The sequence below is a fragment of the Ruegeria sp. BI11 genome (assembly GCF_056538005.1).
The window spans coordinates 120848-137764 of the sequence record NZ_JBQFSM010000003.1 but is presented as its reverse complement, the minus strand read 5'-3'; the positions used below and the strand labels follow the sequence as shown (position 1 = coordinate 137764).

18 protein-coding genes are annotated in these 16917 nt (G+C 58.1%); 2 read left to right on the top strand and 16 right to left on the bottom strand.

From position 1 onward, the window contains the following. Positions 1-34 precede the first annotated feature (34 nt). The 9 genes from ftsH to ybgC form a co-directional block, all read right to left on the bottom strand. Entirely contained in the window at positions 35-1951 is a 1917-nt protein-coding gene (gene ftsH / locus ACR0DT_RS09055; protein ID WP_480710411.1) for an ATP-dependent zinc metalloprotease FtsH, read from the bottom strand. Between the two features lie 76 nt (positions 1952-2027). Continuing rightward, positions 2028-3281, bottom strand: coding sequence for a tRNA lysidine(34) synthetase TilS (gene tilS, locus ACR0DT_RS09050; RefSeq protein ID WP_480710410.1), 1254 nt, complete (start codon positions 3279-3281; stop codon positions 2028-2030). Beyond that, a complete protein-coding gene (gene ybgF / locus ACR0DT_RS09045) occupies positions 3278-4108 on the bottom strand; it encodes a tol-pal system protein YbgF (RefSeq protein ID WP_480710409.1) in 831 nt (276 codons plus the stop codon). The genes tilS and ybgF overlap by 4 nt, the downstream gene beginning before the upstream one ends. Positions 4109-4112: 4 nt before the next feature. Then, entirely contained in the window at positions 4113-4622 is a 510-nt protein-coding gene (pal, locus tag ACR0DT_RS09040; protein ID WP_480710408.1) for a peptidoglycan-associated lipoprotein Pal, read from the bottom strand. 88 nt (positions 4623-4710) lie between these two features. Continuing rightward, positions 4711-6030, bottom strand: coding sequence for a Tol-Pal system beta propeller repeat protein TolB (gene tolB, locus ACR0DT_RS09035; protein ID WP_480710407.1), 1320 nt, complete (start codon positions 6028-6030; stop codon positions 4711-4713). Continuing rightward, on the bottom strand, positions 6027-7121 hold the full coding sequence (locus ACR0DT_RS09030; protein WP_480710406.1) for an energy transducer TonB: 1095 nt from the start codon (positions 7119-7121) through the stop codon (positions 6027-6029). The genes tolB and ACR0DT_RS09030 overlap by 4 nt, the downstream gene beginning before the upstream one ends. Before the next feature lie 9 nt (positions 7122-7130). Continuing rightward, complete coding sequence (gene tolR, locus ACR0DT_RS09025; protein ID WP_480710405.1) at positions 7131-7607, bottom strand: protein TolR; 477 nt, start codon at positions 7605-7607, stop codon at positions 7131-7133. Between the two features lie 2 nt (positions 7608-7609). Continuing rightward, positions 7610-8305, bottom strand: a complete 696-nt coding sequence (gene tolQ, locus ACR0DT_RS09020; RefSeq protein ID WP_480710404.1) for a protein TolQ — start codon at positions 8303-8305, stop codon at positions 7610-7612. Between the two features lie 109 nt (positions 8306-8414). After that, entirely contained in the window at positions 8415-8810 is a 396-nt protein-coding gene (gene ybgC, locus ACR0DT_RS09015; protein WP_480710403.1) for a tol-pal system-associated acyl-CoA thioesterase, read from the bottom strand. 164 nt (positions 8811-8974) lie between these two features. Between ybgC and ACR0DT_RS09010 the strand changes: the two genes are divergently transcribed. Continuing rightward, positions 8975-10681, top strand: a complete 1707-nt coding sequence (locus ACR0DT_RS09010; RefSeq protein ID WP_480710402.1) for a SulP family inorganic anion transporter — start codon at positions 8975-8977, stop codon at positions 10679-10681. 3 nt (positions 10682-10684) lie between these two features. On the opposite strand, the gene ACR0DT_RS09005 is transcribed toward ACR0DT_RS09010, so the two are convergent. The 4 genes from ACR0DT_RS09005 to ruvC all read right to left on the bottom strand — a co-directional run bounded on the left by ACR0DT_RS09005 (position 10685) and on the right by ruvC (position 13578). Beyond that, on the bottom strand, positions 10685-11308 hold the full coding sequence (locus tag ACR0DT_RS09005) for a hypothetical protein (RefSeq protein ID WP_480710401.1): 624 nt from the start codon (positions 11306-11308) through the stop codon (positions 10685-10687). 62 nt (positions 11309-11370) lie between these two features. Further along, positions 11371-12390 carry a Holliday junction branch migration DNA helicase RuvB gene (gene ruvB, locus ACR0DT_RS09000; RefSeq protein WP_480710400.1) on the bottom strand — a complete coding sequence of 340 codons (1020 nt, stop codon included), beginning with the start codon at positions 12388-12390 and terminating at the stop codon, positions 11371-11373. 16 nt (positions 12391-12406) lie between these two features. Further along, positions 12407-13084, bottom strand: coding sequence for a Holliday junction branch migration protein RuvA (ruvA, locus tag ACR0DT_RS08995; protein ID WP_480710399.1), 678 nt, complete (start codon positions 13082-13084; stop codon positions 12407-12409). Further along, positions 13081-13578 carry a crossover junction endodeoxyribonuclease RuvC gene (gene ruvC, locus ACR0DT_RS08990; RefSeq protein ID WP_480710398.1) on the bottom strand — a complete coding sequence of 166 codons (498 nt, stop codon included), beginning with the start codon at positions 13576-13578 and terminating at the stop codon, positions 13081-13083. Before ruvC ends, ruvA begins: the two co-directional genes overlap by 4 nt. Before the next feature lie 329 nt (positions 13579-13907). Between ruvC and ACR0DT_RS08985 the strand changes: the two genes are divergently transcribed. After that, the gene (locus ACR0DT_RS08985; RefSeq protein WP_480710397.1) at positions 13908-14120 is read left to right on the top strand and encodes a DUF1127 domain-containing protein; all 213 of its coding nucleotides are present in this window, start codon (positions 13908-13910) and stop codon (positions 14118-14120) included. A gap of 99 nt (positions 14121-14219) precedes the next feature. On the opposite strand, the gene ACR0DT_RS08980 is transcribed toward ACR0DT_RS08985, so the two are convergent. The 3 genes from ACR0DT_RS08980 to ACR0DT_RS08970 all read right to left on the bottom strand — a co-directional run bounded on the left by ACR0DT_RS08980 (position 14220) and on the right by ACR0DT_RS08970 (position 16841). Next, positions 14220-14564, bottom strand: a complete 345-nt coding sequence (locus ACR0DT_RS08980) for a hypothetical protein (protein WP_480710396.1) — start codon at positions 14562-14564, stop codon at positions 14220-14222. A 99-nt stretch (positions 14565-14663) separates the two neighbouring features. Continuing rightward, positions 14664-15542 carry a 50S ribosomal protein L11 methyltransferase gene (locus ACR0DT_RS08975; RefSeq protein ID WP_480710395.1) on the bottom strand — a complete coding sequence of 293 codons (879 nt, stop codon included), beginning with the start codon at positions 15540-15542 and terminating at the stop codon, positions 14664-14666. Positions 15543-15608: 66 nt separating this feature from the next. Continuing rightward, the gene (locus tag ACR0DT_RS08970) at positions 15609-16841 is read right to left on the bottom strand and encodes an MFS transporter (protein WP_480710394.1); all 1233 of its coding nucleotides are present in this window, start codon (positions 16839-16841) and stop codon (positions 15609-15611) included. Between the last annotated feature and the right edge of the window lie 76 nt (positions 16842-16917).

Below are 16917 nucleotides of genomic sequence, written 5' to 3'. Positions count from 1 at the left end.
AAAAGACCCGGGACAATTCCCGGGTCTGATGCTCTTAAGCCGAAGGTTCCGGCTCCATCCCGCCATCAGGCGGAGATTTTTTGACCTTGGTCTTCGGGATCGCCGTCACGCTTGGCGCGCTGCCCTCATCGGGCTTGTCGCCATCGTCATCACCTTCGGTAGGTGATTCACCGTTCATGACGCGTTTGATCTCGTCCCCGGTCAGGGTCTCATATTCCAGAAGACCTTGCGCCAGACGCTCCCATTCCTCGTTTTTCTCGGTCAGGATACTGTGCGCACGCTCATAACCCTGCTGGATCAAGCGCTTGACCTCTTCCTCGATCAGTTCTTTGGTGTGGGCCGAAACCGAGAAACCGGCGGTATTGCCCGAGTAGCCTTCATGCGCCTCGGCATAGTCGATGTTGCCGACCTTGTCGGACATGCCCCAGCGCATCACCATGGCGCGCGCCAACTGACTGGCCTGCATGATGTCACCAGCCGGTCCGTTCGAGACGTGATCTTCACCATATTTAATGACTTCGGCAGCCTTACCCGCCATCGTCATGGCCAGTTTCTGCTCACACTCATCCCGGTGATAGTTCAGCTGATCCATCTCGGGCAGGCTGACAACCATCCCCAATGCACCGCCACGCGGAATGATCGTCGCTTTGTAGACCGGGTCGCACAGCGGCAGGGTCATCCCAACAACGGCGTGGCCTGACTCGTGATAGGCTGTTTTTTCCTTCTGGTCTTGCGTCAACACCATCGAGCGGCGCTCGGCCCCCATCATTACCTTGTCCTTGGCGTTCTCAAAGTCTTCCATGGTGACAAAGCGACGGCCCACGCGTGCGGCCATCAACGCGGCCTCGTTCACAAGGTTCGCCAGATCAGCACCCGAGAAGCCCGGCGTACCACGTGCGATGATGCGCAGATCGACATCGGGGCCCAGAGGTGTCTTGCGCGCATGCACGCCCAGAATTTTCTCACGGCCTTTAATGTCAGGGTTGCCGACGGTCACGTTGCGGTCGAACCGGCCTGGACGCAGCAACGCAGGGTCCAAAACATCCTTACGGTTGGTCGCCGCCAGAATGATCACACCTTCGTTGGCCTCGAACCCGTCCATCTCGACCAGCAACTGGTTGAGGGTCTGTTCGCGTTCGTCGTTACCGCCGCCATAACCGGCACCACGATGGCGACCCACAGCGTCGATCTCGTCGATAAACACGATACAAGGCGCGTTTTTCTTGGCCTGTTCGAACATATCGCGCACACGGCTTGCACCGACGCCAACGAACATCTCAACAAAATCCGATCCAGAAATGGTGAAAAATGGCACGCCCGCCTCACCCGCAATTGCACGGGCCAGCAAGGTTTTACCGGTGCCCGGAGGGCCAACCAACAGCGCGCCTTTTGGAATCTTACCGCCAAGGCGAGAAAACTTCTGCGGGTTACGCAGGAATTCCACGATCTCTTCCAGCTCTTCCTTGGCTTCGTCGATGCCTGCTACGTCGTCAAACGTTACACGACCATGCTTTTCGGTCAGCATCTTGGCTTTGGACTTACCAAAGCCCATCGCGCCACCTTTGCCGCCACCCTGCATCCGGTTCATGAAGTAAATCCAGACACCGATTAGCAGCAGGAAGGGCAGCAGCGTGATCAGAAAGGACTGAAATCCGGATTGCTGCTGTTTCACCGCCTGAACAGGGATGTTCTCTTCGATCAGCAGCTTGGTGACCTCGGCATCGCCGGGTTTGATGGTGACATAGGTCGCACCACTTTGCGTGGAATAACGAATTTGTTCGCCATCCAGCGTCACATTTTTGACTTCGCCACTTTGAACAGCGGTGACAAAATCGGAATAAGTTCTTTCGTTGCTCTGAAGTGTTCCGCCCTGACCACTGAAGAAATTAAACAGTGCAAGGATCAACAGAAACAGAACGACCCAGAAGGCGATGTTACGAGCGTTGCCCAAGGAAAATCTCCCAAAAGATATCGGCAGGTGGGGGTCTGCCGGCTTGCACTATAAAATAGAGATGATTCAAGCAGGTTCAATGCGATAAAAGCGAAGAGTAAAACTCGGGCCTTTGTGGGGCTAATTCGACCGTCCAATCATTGGAATAGTCAACCAGAGGCGCCGCGAGCAGATTTTCCCCGAGCCAAACGGCAGGCGAAGACAAAAGCGCCTTGCGGGGTTTGCCCAAAGCCCGCCAGTCTGGCACCTGAGGCAAACCAGCCTCACCAAGTGCACGCACTTCAGCGCCGGAATTTCGGGGGCCGGATAGAACCCAGCGGTTGTCCCAGGCTTCTTGCGGCGCTGCGACTTCCGCCGCCACGGCGTTTAGCTCTCTGCAAAACCACATTTTATCGCCTTGTGGGATCAACAGACAGCCCGCCAGAGTCAGCGCCTGCCCGTCCCGAACTGCCGCCAGAGCTTGTTCCACCGGTGACCTACGTGGCGGATAGCCCGGCCCCGCAATCCACGCAGTGATTCCAATGACAAGCCGCCGTTGAATCTCGACCGGAAGTAACTCAAAACCGCCGCGGTCGACGCAAATATCCCCACCATCCACTTCTGCAACACGGCGTGCGGATTCCTGCGTAAATCGCGCTAATGCTTCACGCGCTTGTGCAAGATTTTCGGCGACGCGCGACAGCGACTGCGCAGAAATTCCCAGTGGTTCCAACCCTGCCATCGCCTCGCGCGCCTTGATCCGATCGAATTTCAGGTCGTGATTCGACGGATCCTCGACCCAGTTGGCACCGATCCCCGACAGGTAGTCTCGCAAGGATTGCCGGATGATTCCCAGCATCGGACGCAACAGCACCACACCGTCCCGATCCCGTGCGTAGGGCATGCCTGACAGGCCAGTAACCCCAGCCGCCCGCCCCAGCCGCATCAGAACTGTTTCTGCCTGATCGTCTGCGGTGTGACCCAAGGCGATCGCAGGGATGTCATTGCGAATCGCCCAATTAGTCAACAACCGGTATCGCGCTTGACGGGCCTGATCTTGCAGGTTGCCGACGCCATCCCAACCCTGCCACAGCAGAGCTTCATGAGGGATATTTAAACCTGCGACCTGTTCGGCCACGCAAGTGGCCTCGGCTGCCGACTCGGGGCGCAAACCATGATCCACTGTCGCTGCAAACAGATTGACCTGCTCGTCCTGCGCGATTTCATGCAATAGATGCATCAGCGCGACTGAATCCCCGCCACCAGACACAGCGATACCCAGACGCGACGGCAGCTTGTCAGGCAGCCGCGCGCGGAGTTCGGATCGAAGCGTTTTGGCTTGATCGGTCAAGAACAGCCCAGCGACGCCATTTCCTGTGTCGCTGCGGATACTGTAGCCGAGGCCGGAAAGCGTACGCCAACCTCTAGCAGGGTAATACAAGCCTGTTCAGTCTGGCCCAGACGGCCCAATGCAGCCCCCAGCTCAAAGAGGGCCTCGGGAGCAAACGCGCCCTCGGAATCGCCGGTAAAGCTGGCCAGAAATGCACGCGCGGCCTCGCGCGTATCGCCCAAGCCTTCCAGCGCCTGCCCGCGTTTCAGATGTGCTTCGGGTGCAAGCGGGCTCCCGGGGTATGAAGTGTCGAACTGCGCAAACTGCTCCGCTGCGGCCTGAAAATCACCCTCGGCCAGCGCAAGTGCAGCAGCTTCGAAATCGGATTGTTCGCCAATTGCCAGTTCGCCCTGTTCGATGACCGAGGGGGTCGCTGGTGATATGGGCGCTACAGGACCGGTCGTAGCGCCTGTATCACCGCCCAGGGTCGAGGTTTCACCTAGCGTGCTCAGATCGCCGCCTTCCAATTCTACCAGGCGAAACTCAAGGTCACCAATCCGGTTAGTGCCATCGGTGACAATGTTCTGAACCCGCTGATTCAGCTGTTCAGTCTGCCGTGTCAGGCGCTGCAATTCGGCCTCAATCGCATCAACCCGTTCCAGAATAGAGCTGCCGGACAGGTTCGGAGCCGGTGACCCGGTCGTCGAAAACTCACGCTTCAGGCGTTGAATCTCCACGTGCAGCACCGTTAGTTCTTGACGAATATCCGCCAGAGTCTGCTGATCCTGCGCTTGCGCCACACCAGCGGTCGCCATGGCCGCGGCCAGAACCCATCCTGCAAGTCTCATCGTATTACCCCAAGGTTGAACCGGTCAGCACCGTAACCGCGCGGCGGTTTTTGGAATAGCAATCCTCGGTGCTGCAAATCTCAATCGGGCGTTCCTTGCCGTAGCTGACGGTCGTCAGGCGATTGCCTGCCACCCCGCGCGAGATCAGGTACTCGCGGGCCGCATTAGCCCGGCGCGCGCCCAAAGCAAGGTTGTATTCCCGTGTGCCCTGCTCATCCGCGTGCCCTTCGATGGTGGCAACGAAATCCGGATTGGCCAGAAGCCAATCGGCCTGCCCTTGCAAGACTGTCTGCGCCTGCGGTGTCAGTGTCGACTGATCGACCGAGAACAACACCCGGTCTCCGACAGTTTGCTGGAAATAGGCGGGTGAGCGTGGGTCGCTGGGCGAGCCCGGCGCAATGGCTCCATTGGCGCCACTGCCAAAACCGCCACCCAGAGCTGATGGATCGTTGTTGGTACAGGCGGCGATTACACTCAGCGCGCCCAAAGCCAGGACTTTGCCCAATACGTTCATTTCAAGTGCCTCGTTGTTTTATCGGTTTGTTGCCGTCTCTGTACCACAGTGCAGGATTTTTGTGAACTTTTCCAACCGCCTGCCCCGATCAATTCTGCAATGGTCCCCAAGATGGGTCGCTGCCTCCATCCGGAGTACGCACCGGCCGCAGGTTTCGCCCCGAAATGTCCACCGAATACAGCGTCGCACGGCCACTTGCGCCCTGCGTTTCGCGGGTAAACATAATGACCCGACCATTGGGCGACCAGGTTGGCCCCTCATCAAGGAAGGATGATGTCAGTAAGCGTTCCTCGCTCCCATCCGTGCGCATAACACCGATATGGAACCGTCCCTTATTTTGCTTGGTAAACGCGATCAGATCACCGCGCGGCGACCAGACCGGAGTGCCGTAACGGCCCTGGCCAAAGCTGATCCGGGTCGCCTCGCCTCCATTCGCAGGCATAATATACAGCTGCGGTGTCCCCGAGCGGTCGCTTTCAAACACGATCTGCGAACCGTCCGGCGAATAGCTGGGCGCGGTTTCAATCGCAGGCGTGTTGGTCAGACGAACGCTTTGGCCCGAAGCCAAATCCATCTTCCACAGATCGGTATTGCCTCCTTGAATCAGCGAATACACGATAGACCGGCCATCGGGTGAGAAGCGTGGCGAAAAGCTCATTGTGCCGCCCGGAGTGTTCAGTTCGGTCCGTCTGACGCGGTCGACGTCCAGAACATAGATGCGCGGCTGGCCGGTTTCATAGCTGGTATAGAGCAACCGATCGCCCGTCGGCGAAAAGCGCGGAGCCAGAACGATAGCGGCGCTGTCGGTCAGGTACTGCACATTGGCACCGTCATAGTCCATGATCGCCAGACGTTTCAGACGCTGATCCTTGGGCCCGCTTTCCGACACAAAGGCCACGCGGCTGTCAAAGTAACCACCCTCGCCCGTGATCCGGCTGTAAACCTGATCGGCCACTTTATGCGCCATGCGCCGCCAGCCCTCGGTGGTGCCCGCAAATTGCAGGCCGTTGCCCAGTTCCTGACCCGAAAACACATCCCACACTCTGAAACGAACAGTCAAACGGTTGCCTGAAACATTTACGGCACCAGTCACCAACGCATCGGCGTTAATGGCCTTCCAGTCCGCAAACTGAACCGGCGCATCAAAACTACTGACCCGGCTGATGAAAGCGTCTGATGAGATTTCACGAAACAACCCAGTGCCGGTCAGATCTGCCGCAACAACCCGAGAGATGTCGTTGGCATATTGCGTCGCCGCTGGCCCATCGGGCACGAAGTTAGGCACCGCAAAGGGCAAGGGTTCGATGATCCCCTGATCCAGTTCCAGACGCAGCGGTCCGTCCTGAGCATTCGCCGGCGCCGTCAAAATCGTCAGGCCAAGTAACAGGCTGGTCAGAAATCTCATCATTTGATCCGCATCCTCTCGGGATTGAATGTAATCTCAATATCTTTCCACTGCGCATATTTGTCAGCAGGCAGGGTGTATCCTTTGGCTCCACAGCGCAAAATTGCCCGTCGTGCAGCCTCATAGGCTTGTTTTGCAGACGTTGCCGTGCCGCCAGAACTGTCAATCATGCGCAGGGTACCGCCAACAACCTTGCCGTCCGGGGTCAGCGAGAACCCCACGACCACGACCGTTTGCAGTGCATCCGTGGACAACGATCCCACATTCCAACACTGCGACACTGCCAAACGCATTGCATCTTTCTCACCGCTTGTCAGTGGAGGACCAGAGGGCTCTCTGCTCTCTTGCAAAGCCTCTGCCAAGGCGTCCTCAACCGCGCTTTCGTCAACTTGCGTTGGCGGGGTCGGTTCCTGCTCCTCAGCCACTTCTGTTTGTGCCGGGGGCGCAGGCCGGTTGGGCCGCACTCGTGGACGTGGAGACGTACGTGGAGCGTTCTCTTTGGTTTCCTCGGCCTCGGTCACGATCTCATCCGTGGCCTCTTCCGGGGCGGTCTGATCTTGTTGTTCCTGCTGCGTCTCGGCACCTTCCTCCAGCGACACGGCGGGCGTTTCCACTTCATCCGGCTGTGCCTCGGGTGGCGGAGGCGCGATAGGTTCCGGCGCGACCTTGTCGGCGGGGCGCGGTTGCGCCTCGGGGCCCGGAGGTACGGGCAGCACTTCGGTCACTGGCTCGGGTTGATCCAGAGTCGGGGCTTCATCGACCACCTCGGGCTCCGGCGGGGCCTCGACTGGCTCGGGAACAATATCAGGTTCGGGCTCCGGCGGGGTCACAACCTCGGGTGGAGTCTGCTCTTCCTCAACCGGCGCAGGCGGAGTCACCTCTTCGTCTGGAACTTCGGGGGGCTGCAGGGCGACAGGCGTAGGAACTTCGGGCGGGGTGCGCTGTGCGGTTAACGCATCAAACTGATCAACCGAGACCACCGATACCTCCTGCACAGCCATAGGCAGGGGTTCGGACCGGAACGTACCGCCGAAAAAAGCCCATCCAATCAAGACGACATGGGCAACAGCCGAGATCTTGGTGCCGGTATCCACCGCGCGGCCTCACTCTCCACCTTCGTCCAGGGCCGGCCCGCCACTATCGGTCACAAGGCCAACATTGGAAAACCCACCCGCATTCAGCGCGCCCATGACCTGCATGACCTGCGCATAGGGAATTGCCCCATCAGCCCGCAGGAACACGCGATCACTGCTGCGTTCTGACGCAATGGCGCGTAGTTTACCAATCAACTCTTCGCGCACCACGTCCGTAGTTTGAATCTGCACCCGTCCATCTGAAGTCAGCGTCACGGTCAGCGGTTCTTCGTTGTCTCCGGGCAAGGCGCTTGCTGCCGTCTTGGGCAGGTCCACCGGCACCCCAACCGTCAACAATGGGGCTGCGACCATGAAGATGATCAGCAACACCAGCATGACATCCACAAAGGGCGTCACATTGATTTCGGCCATCGGTTGAGCCCGACCGCGACGCCGCCCACGCCTGCGTCCGTTACCGCCACCGTTTTGCTGAACCGCCGCGCCCATCGTCAGCTGTCCAATTGCCGCGACAGGATGGTGGCAAACTCATCGGCAAAGGCTTCGTACCCGCCGACGATCCGGTCACTATCCGCGCTGAGCTTGTTGTAGAAAATCACCGCAGGGATCGCAGCCAGCAGGCCCAGACCCGTGGCCAGCAGCGCCTCGGCGATACCCGGCGCCACAACGGCAAGGTTGGTGTTCTGCTGCTCGGCGATCTCGATAAAGGCGTTCATGATGCCCCAAACGGTGCCGAACAGGCCGATAAACGGCGCGGTCGAGCCGACGGTGGCCAGAATGGGCAGACCCTTTTGCAACGTCTCGGCCTCTTTCGCGATGGCCACGTCCATGGATCGGTCAATCCGTGCGGTAGCCCCGGCAATCAGCCCGCCATCGGTGCGATGGGACCGCCGCCATTCGATCATACCGGCGGCAAATATCTTTTCCGAACTGCCATCCGGCTGCGTTCCGATCTGCTCGAACAGCTCATCCAGCGGGTTCCCCGACCAGAAGCTTTCATCAAATACCTGCGCTTCACGCCGTGCCGCGCGGTAATTGATCAGCTTTTGAATGATGATGCCCCATGACCAGATAGATGCACCGACCAGCATCAGCATCACCAATTTGACGATAAAGGTCGCGCGGGCATACAGCCCCCACATGGAGAAATCGATCTCCTGCGCCAGCGCCAGCGTTTCAGCTTCCATGAACCTGCTCTTTGTTTTGCCTGACGGCCGTTCGTTTGGCCTTGTTTTGCCAAACGCTAACCCAGATGGTCCTGAAAAGCCAACAGAACCACCCCGGCGCAGCAATTTGTTACAGCAATGCGCGAATCTCTGCCGGAAGCCTTACCGGTTTGCCCTGCGCGTTCATGCAAACTGCCGTGACGGTGGCGCGGAAAATCTCGGTCTCGCCGCGTTTTACCAGCTGTCCCATCGTAAGCCGAACGCCCGAGCGTGAGATGAAATGAGTTTCGATGGTCAGTTCGTCGTCGAACTTCGCCGGCGCCAAATAATCCGCTTCAATCCGCCGAATAACCCAAACGATCCCGTCATCGCGCATGGCGTTTTGGTCATTACCCAAACCGCGGACATAGTCCGATCGGGCACGTTCGATGAATTTCAGGTAATTCGCGTGATAAACCACGCCCCCCATATCGGTGTCTTCGTAATAGACCCGTACCGGATAGATGTGTTTTTGCGGGTCGGTCATATTGGCATTCCATCCTGTTGATATCTTTTGGAACGGGGCAGGATATGACTCACACGGATACAGGCCGCCGCGCAATCCCTGCAGGGCTACAAAATTTATTTCACCCTGTACTTGGTATCGAACTAATCTGACCGAATAGAGGTTTGAATCTAAAGGGTGATCCTATGACCGGCTCGCACCGAAAAGAGGGCAAATTCCCGCTTCCCATCCTGCAGGGTATCCTGCCGATCAACCGATCATCCGTGCCAACCGAGGTTCTTGCCGGGTTGACCTTTGCTTGCCTCGCGATCCCCGAGGTCATGGGCTACACCAAAATCGCAGGCACCCCAGTTGTAACGGGGCTGTACACGATCCTCATCCCGATGGCGCTGTTCGCCTTGTTCGGGTCGTCGCGGCATCTGGTGGTCGGGGCAGATTCTGCCACGGCGGCCATTACCGCATCAGCTTTGGCGGGCATGGCAGTGTCGGGATCGTCCGAATATCTGGCGCTGGCCTCTTTATTGGCGTTGATGGCCGCAGTGCTGTTGATTGCCGCGCGCCTGATCGGTCTTGGGTTTCTGGCCGATTTTCTTTCGCGGACCGTACTGGTCGGCTTTCTAACCGGCGTGGGCATACAAGTGGCAACTGGCGAGATACCCGGAATGCTTGGGATCGAGGCATCAGGCCATGGAACGCTCGCCAAACTTCGCGACCTCATACAGCATTATGACCAGACCAACTGGCCGACAGTCGCGGTGTCCCTGTCCGTTTTGCTTGTCGTCCTCGGGTGCAAACAGCTGTCGTCGAAAATACCCGGCCCCTTGATCGCAATATTGGGCATCATTCTATGCAGCTGGACCTTCCAGTTCAGCTCCACGGGCATAACCGTGCTGGGAGCCGTTTCCGGCGGCCTGCCGGCAATGTCCGTCCCAGACGTGGATTGGAGCTGGTCTCTGTTCAAACAACTGACCCCTACTGCGCTGTCCATCTTTGTGGTGATCCTAGCACAAAGCGCCGCGACCTCGCGCGCCTACGCGGCCCGCTACGAGGACAAATTCAGCGAAAACACCGATCTGGTCGGGTTGGGCTTAGCCAATCTCGGCGCGGCCTTTACCGGAACCTTCGTCGTCAACGGCAGCCCTACCAAAACCGAGATGGTCGCCAGCGCCGGAGGTCGCAGTCAGATTGCGCAACTGACGACGGTTGCGATTGTTCTGGTGGTGATCCTGTTTCTGACCGGCCCACTTGCATTCTTACCAAATGCCGCGCTGTCTGCAGTGGTGTTCCTGATCGGCGTTAAGCTGATCGACTTTAAGGGCCTTGCCGCCATTTACCGGCAGGCGCGGTCGGAATTCTGGATCGCGGTTGCCACGGCAGCGGTGGTTGTTTTGGTCGGGGTTGAGCAAGGGATCATCTTTGCGATGGTGCTGTCGCTGATCGACCACACGCGTCGTGGGTATCGACCAAAGAACGCAGTCATTGTCCGAAGCCCCGACGGAGGTTGGCACACCAGTCCCGTTACCACTTCGAACCAGTTCGAACCTGGCCTTGTAATCTATCGCTTTTCCCACAGCCTGTACTACGCCAACACCCAACGCCTGTCAGACGAGGTCACGGCGATCGTCAATGCCACTGCTCCAAAGTTACGTTGGTTCTGCATCGAAACCTCTTCGGTAGACGATGTGGATTTCACCGCAGGCTACACCATACGTAATCTACACGCCTTGTTGCATTCCAAAGGCATCCGGATGGTCTTTTTGCTGGTCGAACCCGACGTCCGCAAAGAACTGGACCGCTATGGTGTTACCAACTTGGTTGGCGCTGATGCGTTTTTTGAAACCGGCAATGATCTGATTGACGCTTTTAAGCAGCCAGACAAACCAACGGCCTGACCCTTATTGCGGTGCCTGCAACCGCGCAAACAGCCGGAGCGCATGCGACGCATCTTGCGCCGCGCCTGGCAGTATCGGATCATAGGCCGCCCGGATCAGCTCGGCGATGTCAGGGCGTAAAACGGTGGTGTCGCCAGCCACAGCCAATGGGGATTGCTCCCGAAACGCAGTGTCCGACCACAGCAAGAGGGTTTGAACCACCTGGCTGAGCGCCAATGTCTCCGCCGGAACCTTAGACAGTTCCTTGTCCATCCTCAGAAAAACAAAAGCCGCGCGTATCGCACCATCGTCTTCGAACCGGAACACCCGGTATTGGTTGGCATCCGCCGCAATCAACCGATCAACCAAAGGTGCCAGATCAGGGATCAACCGATCCAGATCAGGAACCTCCAACAGCTCCTGCCAGTCGCGGAAAAAGAAGACCATACAATTGGCGCCCAGTTCCGGATCGGTTTCGGCCATCTTGTGTCCGGCCAATGACACCACGGCCTCGAACGCGCCTTTGACGGTGGACAGCGTCTCATCCTCGACGCCAAAGACGATGGGCACGATTGGACGCCCCCAGCGGGCAAACAGGAATTCACCACTTTCGCGCGTAAACAGCGCCTCGATTTGATCGGGTGTCACGCCCTGCCCCTCTTCTTAGTCCAATACAGCCGCCGGTGGCATAAAATCTAACGGCGCGTACTTCAACCAAACAGATCGTTTTGTCCCCGCGGCGCAGCCATTCCCAAATGCGTCCACGCCTTTTGCGCCAGCATCCGTCCACGCGGGGTCCTTTGGATCAAACCCTGCTGCAACAGGAAAGGTTCAATCACCTCTTCAAGCGAGTCGCGGCTTTCCGACAGCGCCGCCGACAGGGTTTCAATACCCACCGGCCCGCCAGCATAATTTTCGGCAATCAGCTTCAGATAACGCCGGTCCGCGCCGTCCAATCCCAGATGATCCACACCCAGCCGCGTCAAGGCCCCGTCGGCCAGTTCGCGGGTGATCCGCCCGTCGCCTTCGACGATGGCGAAATCAACGACACGGCGCAACAACCGCCCTGCGATCCGCGGTGTCCCGCGTGAGCGGCGCGCAATCTCACGCGCGCCATCGTCATCTGCAGGTGCGCCCAGCTTGCGCGCGTTGCGAGTGACGATCTCGTGCAACTCATCGACCGTGTAGAACTGCAGCCGCGTCGGTATTCCGAACCGGTCACGCAAAGGCGTGGTCAGCAGACCCATCCGCGTGGTCGCTCCGACCAGAGTAAACGGCTGCAATTCAATCCGAACCGTTCGCGCGGCAGGGCCTTCGCCGATCACGAGGTCCAGCTCAAAATCCTCCATCGCCGGATACAGCACTTCTTCGACCGCCGGGTTAAGGCGATGAATTTCGTCGATGAACAGCACATCGCGCGATTCAAGGTTGGTCAGGATCGCGGCCAGATCCCCCGCCTTAGCCAGCACAGGACCCGAGGTCATGCGAAAGTTCACCCCTAACTCACGCGCCATAATCTGCGCCAGCGTGGTTTTCCCCAGCCCCGGAGGGCCGTGAAACAACGTGTGATCCATCGCCTCGCCACGCTGGCGAGCGGATTGGATAAAGATACGTAGGTTCGCGCGCGCCTCGGCTTGACCGATGAATTCGTCCAGACCTTGCGGACGCAGGGCACGGTCATTGTCCTCGGGCATTGGCTCGGGTCGCAGGGTGGGATCAGCATCTACCATTCAGTCACCCTTTCACTCAGCTTTTCGGCGCTAGCAGTTTCAGCGCCGCGCGGATCAGATCAGCCTCGCCCGCATCAGGCAGGCTGGCCGCTGCCTCGGCCACGGCGGATGCCGCATCAGACGGCCCATATCCCAGATTGGACAGCGCCGACAACGCCCCTGCCGAGGCCGCCGCCGACCCCGAAGAGTGTTTTACCGCCCGCTTCGGAGCAGGTGCTGGTTCGGTCAGTTCTACAACCTCTAACTCTGGCCCGTCCATGGCCTCGGTCACGGTGCCACCTATGGCCATCACGCCCGGCGCCTTGTCCTTGAGGTCCAGCACAATGCGCTGCGCGGTCTTCGGACCAACACCTTTGGCGGCCTTAACCGCGCCCCAGTCGCCCAAAGCGATCGCTCGGCTGACCCCATCGGGCCCCAGCGCCGACAGAATGGCCAGCGAAACCTTGGCGCCGACCCCCTGCACCGAGCACAGCAGGCGATGCCATTCCTTCTCGACCAGCGACAGGAAGCCGTAAAGCTGCATCAGGTCTTCGCGCACGACCATGTCAGTGTAGATCGAAACTGCCTCTCCCGCGCCCGGCAGCGCCGCCATCGTGCGATCCGAACAGTAGACGATGTAGCCAACACCACGCACATCGATCAGCACGTGATCTGCCGCGCGATAATCTAGCCGCCCTGTCAGTTTTCCAATCATGCCCGCACCTCTTTCATCCGCGCCTGTGGCGCAGCGCCGTAATACGAGTGACAGATGGCAATCGCCAGCGCATCCGCCGCATCCGCCCCTTTGGGCTGGCAGCCCGGCAATTGCAGTTTGACCATGTGAAGTACCTGCTCCTTCTCGGCATGGCCTACGCCCACGACCGTTTTCTTGACGCGGTTGGGCGCATACTCCCCCACAGGCAATCCGGCCTGAGCCAGTGTCAACAAAGCCACTCCGCGCGCCTGACCCAGCTTTAGCGTTCCAGCCCCGTCCTTGTTGACGAAGGTCTGTTCGATAGCCGCCTGATCAGGCTGATGTTCGGCGATGACCTCAACGATCTGGTTGTGCAGCGACAACAATCGCTCGCCCAGATCGTCCCCGTCTGACTTGCACAAGCCGTTGGCAACATGGCTCAGGCGGCTGCCATTCGATTCGATGACGCCCCATCCCAGGGTCCTGAGCCCCGGATCAATGCCCAGAATTCGCATGTCTTGCCTCGGCCCGCTCGGGTTTTTTGTGATCTTTGTTTCCGATTAGCACGAAGCGTGAACATTTTCCAAGCGAATTGACACGAAGTCTGGAAACGACACACCTATCTCACCGGCGACAGAACGGCCTGTTTGCGACGGCGAAATGCCTGAAATCGACACGTTTCATGACAGTTAAATGGCCAATAAATTAAGGGTTTTTTAGAAATCCCGACCCTTGCAGAAATTGCATAGGACACATGCAATTTCTGCACTTGCGCAGCCAAATTGCCATCACTAGATGCCCGCTTAGTAACAAAACTGTAACACCAACCAGAAGGAAACAGGATATGGCTGCACTTGACACTACCCGCACCACCACTGGCTCATTCGGCCTCGTCGGCCGTATCGGCGCAACTTTCGCATCGGTCGTGAATGCCCTTGCTGAATGGAATGACGCCCGTGTGACCCGCAACACGCTGAGCGGTCTGACAGACCGCGAGCTGGATGATATCGGCCTGTGCCGCGGCGATATTGACGTCGTGGTGGAAGGTCGTCGGTAAGACACAACCATCACTCACTCGCCCCCTCCTCCCTCAGGGGCGCAAAAGAACGCCGTGCATCTCACGATGCGCGGCGTTTCTTGTCAAAGCTGACCAAATTCAGTGGATGAGGGTATTGAAATAATTCGCCAAGAATTCCGACGCCGGGTCGATTTGCATGACCCATGCACCAGCCTGTTCGACTGACGTTCCCTGCGCCAAGCTGTCAACGCGGTACTGATAGGCCGAAGTACCAAGACTGGTCAGCAAAAACGTTTTGAATGCAAACAGCCCGACCAAGCAAATCAATAGCATCTTCGCTGGAACCGCAGATTTGACCCGCTGCGGCTTCATCACTACCAGACCGTCTTTGCGCATCGTAGCGCGATAGCCCCGGCTGAGTTTTGCATGTTTCTTGTTCAGGCGATGAACGCGCTGATCAAATTCCAATTGTTTTCCCGTCATGGCAGCCTCCAAAAAAACCGCCCCCGTAACCACGTCCTGACGGTAGTTACAGATTGCGACAAAAAAGAGGCAAGAATCCATGAAACTCCTGCAAATGGCCTAAATTACGCCCTGTTTGCTTAAGATTAGCGTTGTCCATTCACCAATCACGTCTCTTTTAGTTAAATTGAACCCGTTTTGCAGATAAACCGCGATCACATCTTCGGCTTGTTCGTTGAGGATTCCCGATAGAATTGCATATCCCCCAGATCGCAGATTCGCTCCGATCTCGGGGGACAAAGCGACCAGTGGGCCCTTGAGAATGTTGGCAAAAATCAGATCGTAAGGGGCGTGCGACTGCAGGTCCGGGTGATCGAACCCTGCAGCTTCGACACAGTGAACCTTGCCGGCCATATCGTTTGCCTTCAGGTTGGCTTGGGCCACATCCACCGCAACCTGATCAATGTCGCTAGCGATGATGTCGCCGTTCCAGACCCGCGCGGCAGCCATGGCTAGAACGGCCGTGCCACAGCCGATATCGGCCACTTTGGAGGCCGCGAAGCCATCATCCAACAGATAATCCAGCGCCTTGAGACAGCCCAGCGTTGTGCCATGGTGACCCGTGCCAAAAGCCATTGCGGCCTCAATCAACAGTGGGATGCGTCCTTCCGGCAGCTTGTCAGCATCGTGGCTGCCATAGACAAAGAACCGCCCAGCTTCGACCGGGGCGAGCTCGCGGCGTACATGGGCGACCCAGTCGGTTTCGGGTAACTCCGAGACCACAAACGGCTTGGCCTCAAATGCTGCGGCCAGAACAGCCAATGAGGTTTCGTCGGGTGCTTCGGTGAAATATCCGCCAACCTCCCACAGGCCCGAGCCGTCTTCGACCTCGAATACGCCGACACCGGTGGGTTCCGGATCCAGACGCTCCATCGCTTCGCCCAGATTTTCGGCGGCCTTCTTACCGGTCAGAGTGGTAAGCGCGGTGAATGTGGGCATAGGGGCCTCCTGTCTCAGTTGAAACAGCGCCTAGGGCGTGGGCCCGCCAAGGTCAAGCAATTGCGCCTATTCGGCGGGCGCCGGGGCGTATTTCGAAAGGATGGTTTCGTTGCCGGCCTCGGGGTGGCGTGGGATCAGCATCGACAGCGCCAGAGAGATCAGGGCCATCGCAGCCGCCAAACCGAACACCGCGCCGGGAGAAACAACCCACAAAAGGCCCAGCAGCGCGGGCAGGAAGACCGCCGCAATGTGGTTAATGGTGAAGGCCACAGCCGCCGTGGGTGCGATATCCGCAGGGTCGGCGATCTTCTGGAAATAGGTCTTCAATGCCAACGCCAGCGCAAATAGCACATGGTCGATCACATACAGGATCGCCGCCAGCAACACGCCCCAGCCGAACCAGTAGATACCACCATAGGCCGCAAACACGATGGCCAACCCGGTATATTCGAAGATCAGCGTGCGACGCTCTCCGAACTTGGCGACTGCTTTGCCCAGCAGCGGTGCGGCCATCATGTTGATCATCAGGTTGATCAAGTAGAGACTGGTCAATTCGTGCACTTCAAAGCCGAATTTCTCGACCATCATGAAGCCAGCAAAAACGATGAATATCTGGCGCCGTGCCCCAGCCATGAATTGCAGGGCGTAGTACAGCCAATACCGGCGACGTAATACGATTTTCTTCGTCTGCGGCGTGGGCGCATCAAATTGCGGGAAAGCGATCAGGCAAATCAGGGCCAATAGGGCTGTAACGCCCCCAGTGATCATGAAAACAGTGTTATAAGACAGATCGAACCGATCCCAGGTCAGTACAATCAGGCCGTAGACAACCGCCGTCGCGGCTGAGCCCATCGCGACCAGCCACCCAAGCACCTGCGGCGCGCGATCCTTGGGCAACCACTGCAGTTGCAGGGACTGATTCACGGTCTCGTAGTAGTGAAACCCGATCGAACTGAAGAGGGTTACGAACAACAACCCGCCCAAACTTGGGAACCACGCGGTTACCGCAGTCGCAATGCCAAGCATCATCAGCGAGATCATCGCCAGAACCTGCTCGCGAATGAACAGGATCACTGCAATCACGCCAACGGCCAAAAAACCCGGAATTTCACGGACGGTATGCAACAGACCGATGTCGGCCCCATCGAAGTTGGCAACTTCGATAACGAAGTTGTTCAACAGCGCACTCCATCCATTGAACGCAATCGGCATGGTCATCGCCATAACGAACAAGAGCGTCACAGGACGGCGCCAGAACGGAAGGCTCTGCGCCTCTGACAGGGGCATAGGTTTCAGCATGAGAGTTCTCTAAGCCCATTTCTTTGATTTGGCGAGGGGAAAGCGCACTGCACACAGTCGCTCTGCGCTGATGCAG

Bases quoted from the DNA above. Each gene is read 5' to 3' on its own strand.
- ybgF (WP_480710409.1), bottom strand. From the start codon at position 4,108: ATGAGACTTGCAGGATGGGTTCTGGCCGCGGCCATGGCGACCGCTGGT.
- pal (WP_480710408.1), bottom strand. From the start codon at position 4,622: ATGAACGTATTGGGCAAAGTCCTGGCTTTGGGCGCGCTGAGTGTAATC.
- tolB (WP_480710407.1), bottom strand. From the start codon at position 6,030: ATGATGAGATTTCTGACCAGCCTGTTACTTGGCCTGACGATTTTGACG.
- tolR (WP_480710405.1), bottom strand. From the start codon at position 7,607: ATGGGCGCGGCGGTTCAGCAAAACGGTGGCGGTAACGGACGCAGGCGT.
- tolQ (WP_480710404.1), bottom strand. From the start codon at position 8,305: ATGGAAGCTGAAACGCTGGCGCTGGCGCAGGAGATCGATTTCTCCATG.
- ybgC (WP_480710403.1), bottom strand. From the start codon at position 8,810: ATGACCGACCCGCAAAAACACATCTATCCGGTACGGGTCTATTACGAA.
- ACR0DT_RS09010 (WP_480710402.1), top strand. From the start codon at position 8,975: ATGACCGGCTCGCACCGAAAAGAGGGCAAATTCCCGCTTCCCATCCTG.
- ruvB (WP_480710400.1), bottom strand. From the start codon at position 12,390: ATGGTAGATGCTGATCCCACCCTGCGACCCGAGCCAATGCCCGAGGAC.
- ruvA (WP_480710399.1), bottom strand. From the start codon at position 13,084: ATGATTGGAAAACTGACAGGGCGGCTAGATTATCGCGCGGCAGATCAC.
- ruvC (WP_480710398.1), bottom strand. From the start codon at position 13,578: ATGCGAATTCTGGGCATTGATCCGGGGCTCAGGACCCTGGGATGGGGC.
- ACR0DT_RS08985 (WP_480710397.1), top strand. From the start codon at position 13,908: ATGGCTGCACTTGACACTACCCGCACCACCACTGGCTCATTCGGCCTC.
- ACR0DT_RS08980 (WP_480710396.1), bottom strand. From the start codon at position 14,564: ATGACGGGAAAACAATTGGAATTTGATCAGCGCGTTCATCGCCTGAAC.
- ACR0DT_RS08975 (WP_480710395.1), bottom strand. From the start codon at position 15,542: ATGCCCACATTCACCGCGCTTACCACTCTGACCGGTAAGAAGGCCGCC.
- ACR0DT_RS08970 (WP_480710394.1), bottom strand. From the start codon at position 16,841: ATGCTGAAACCTATGCCCCTGTCAGAGGCGCAGAGCCTTCCGTTCTGG.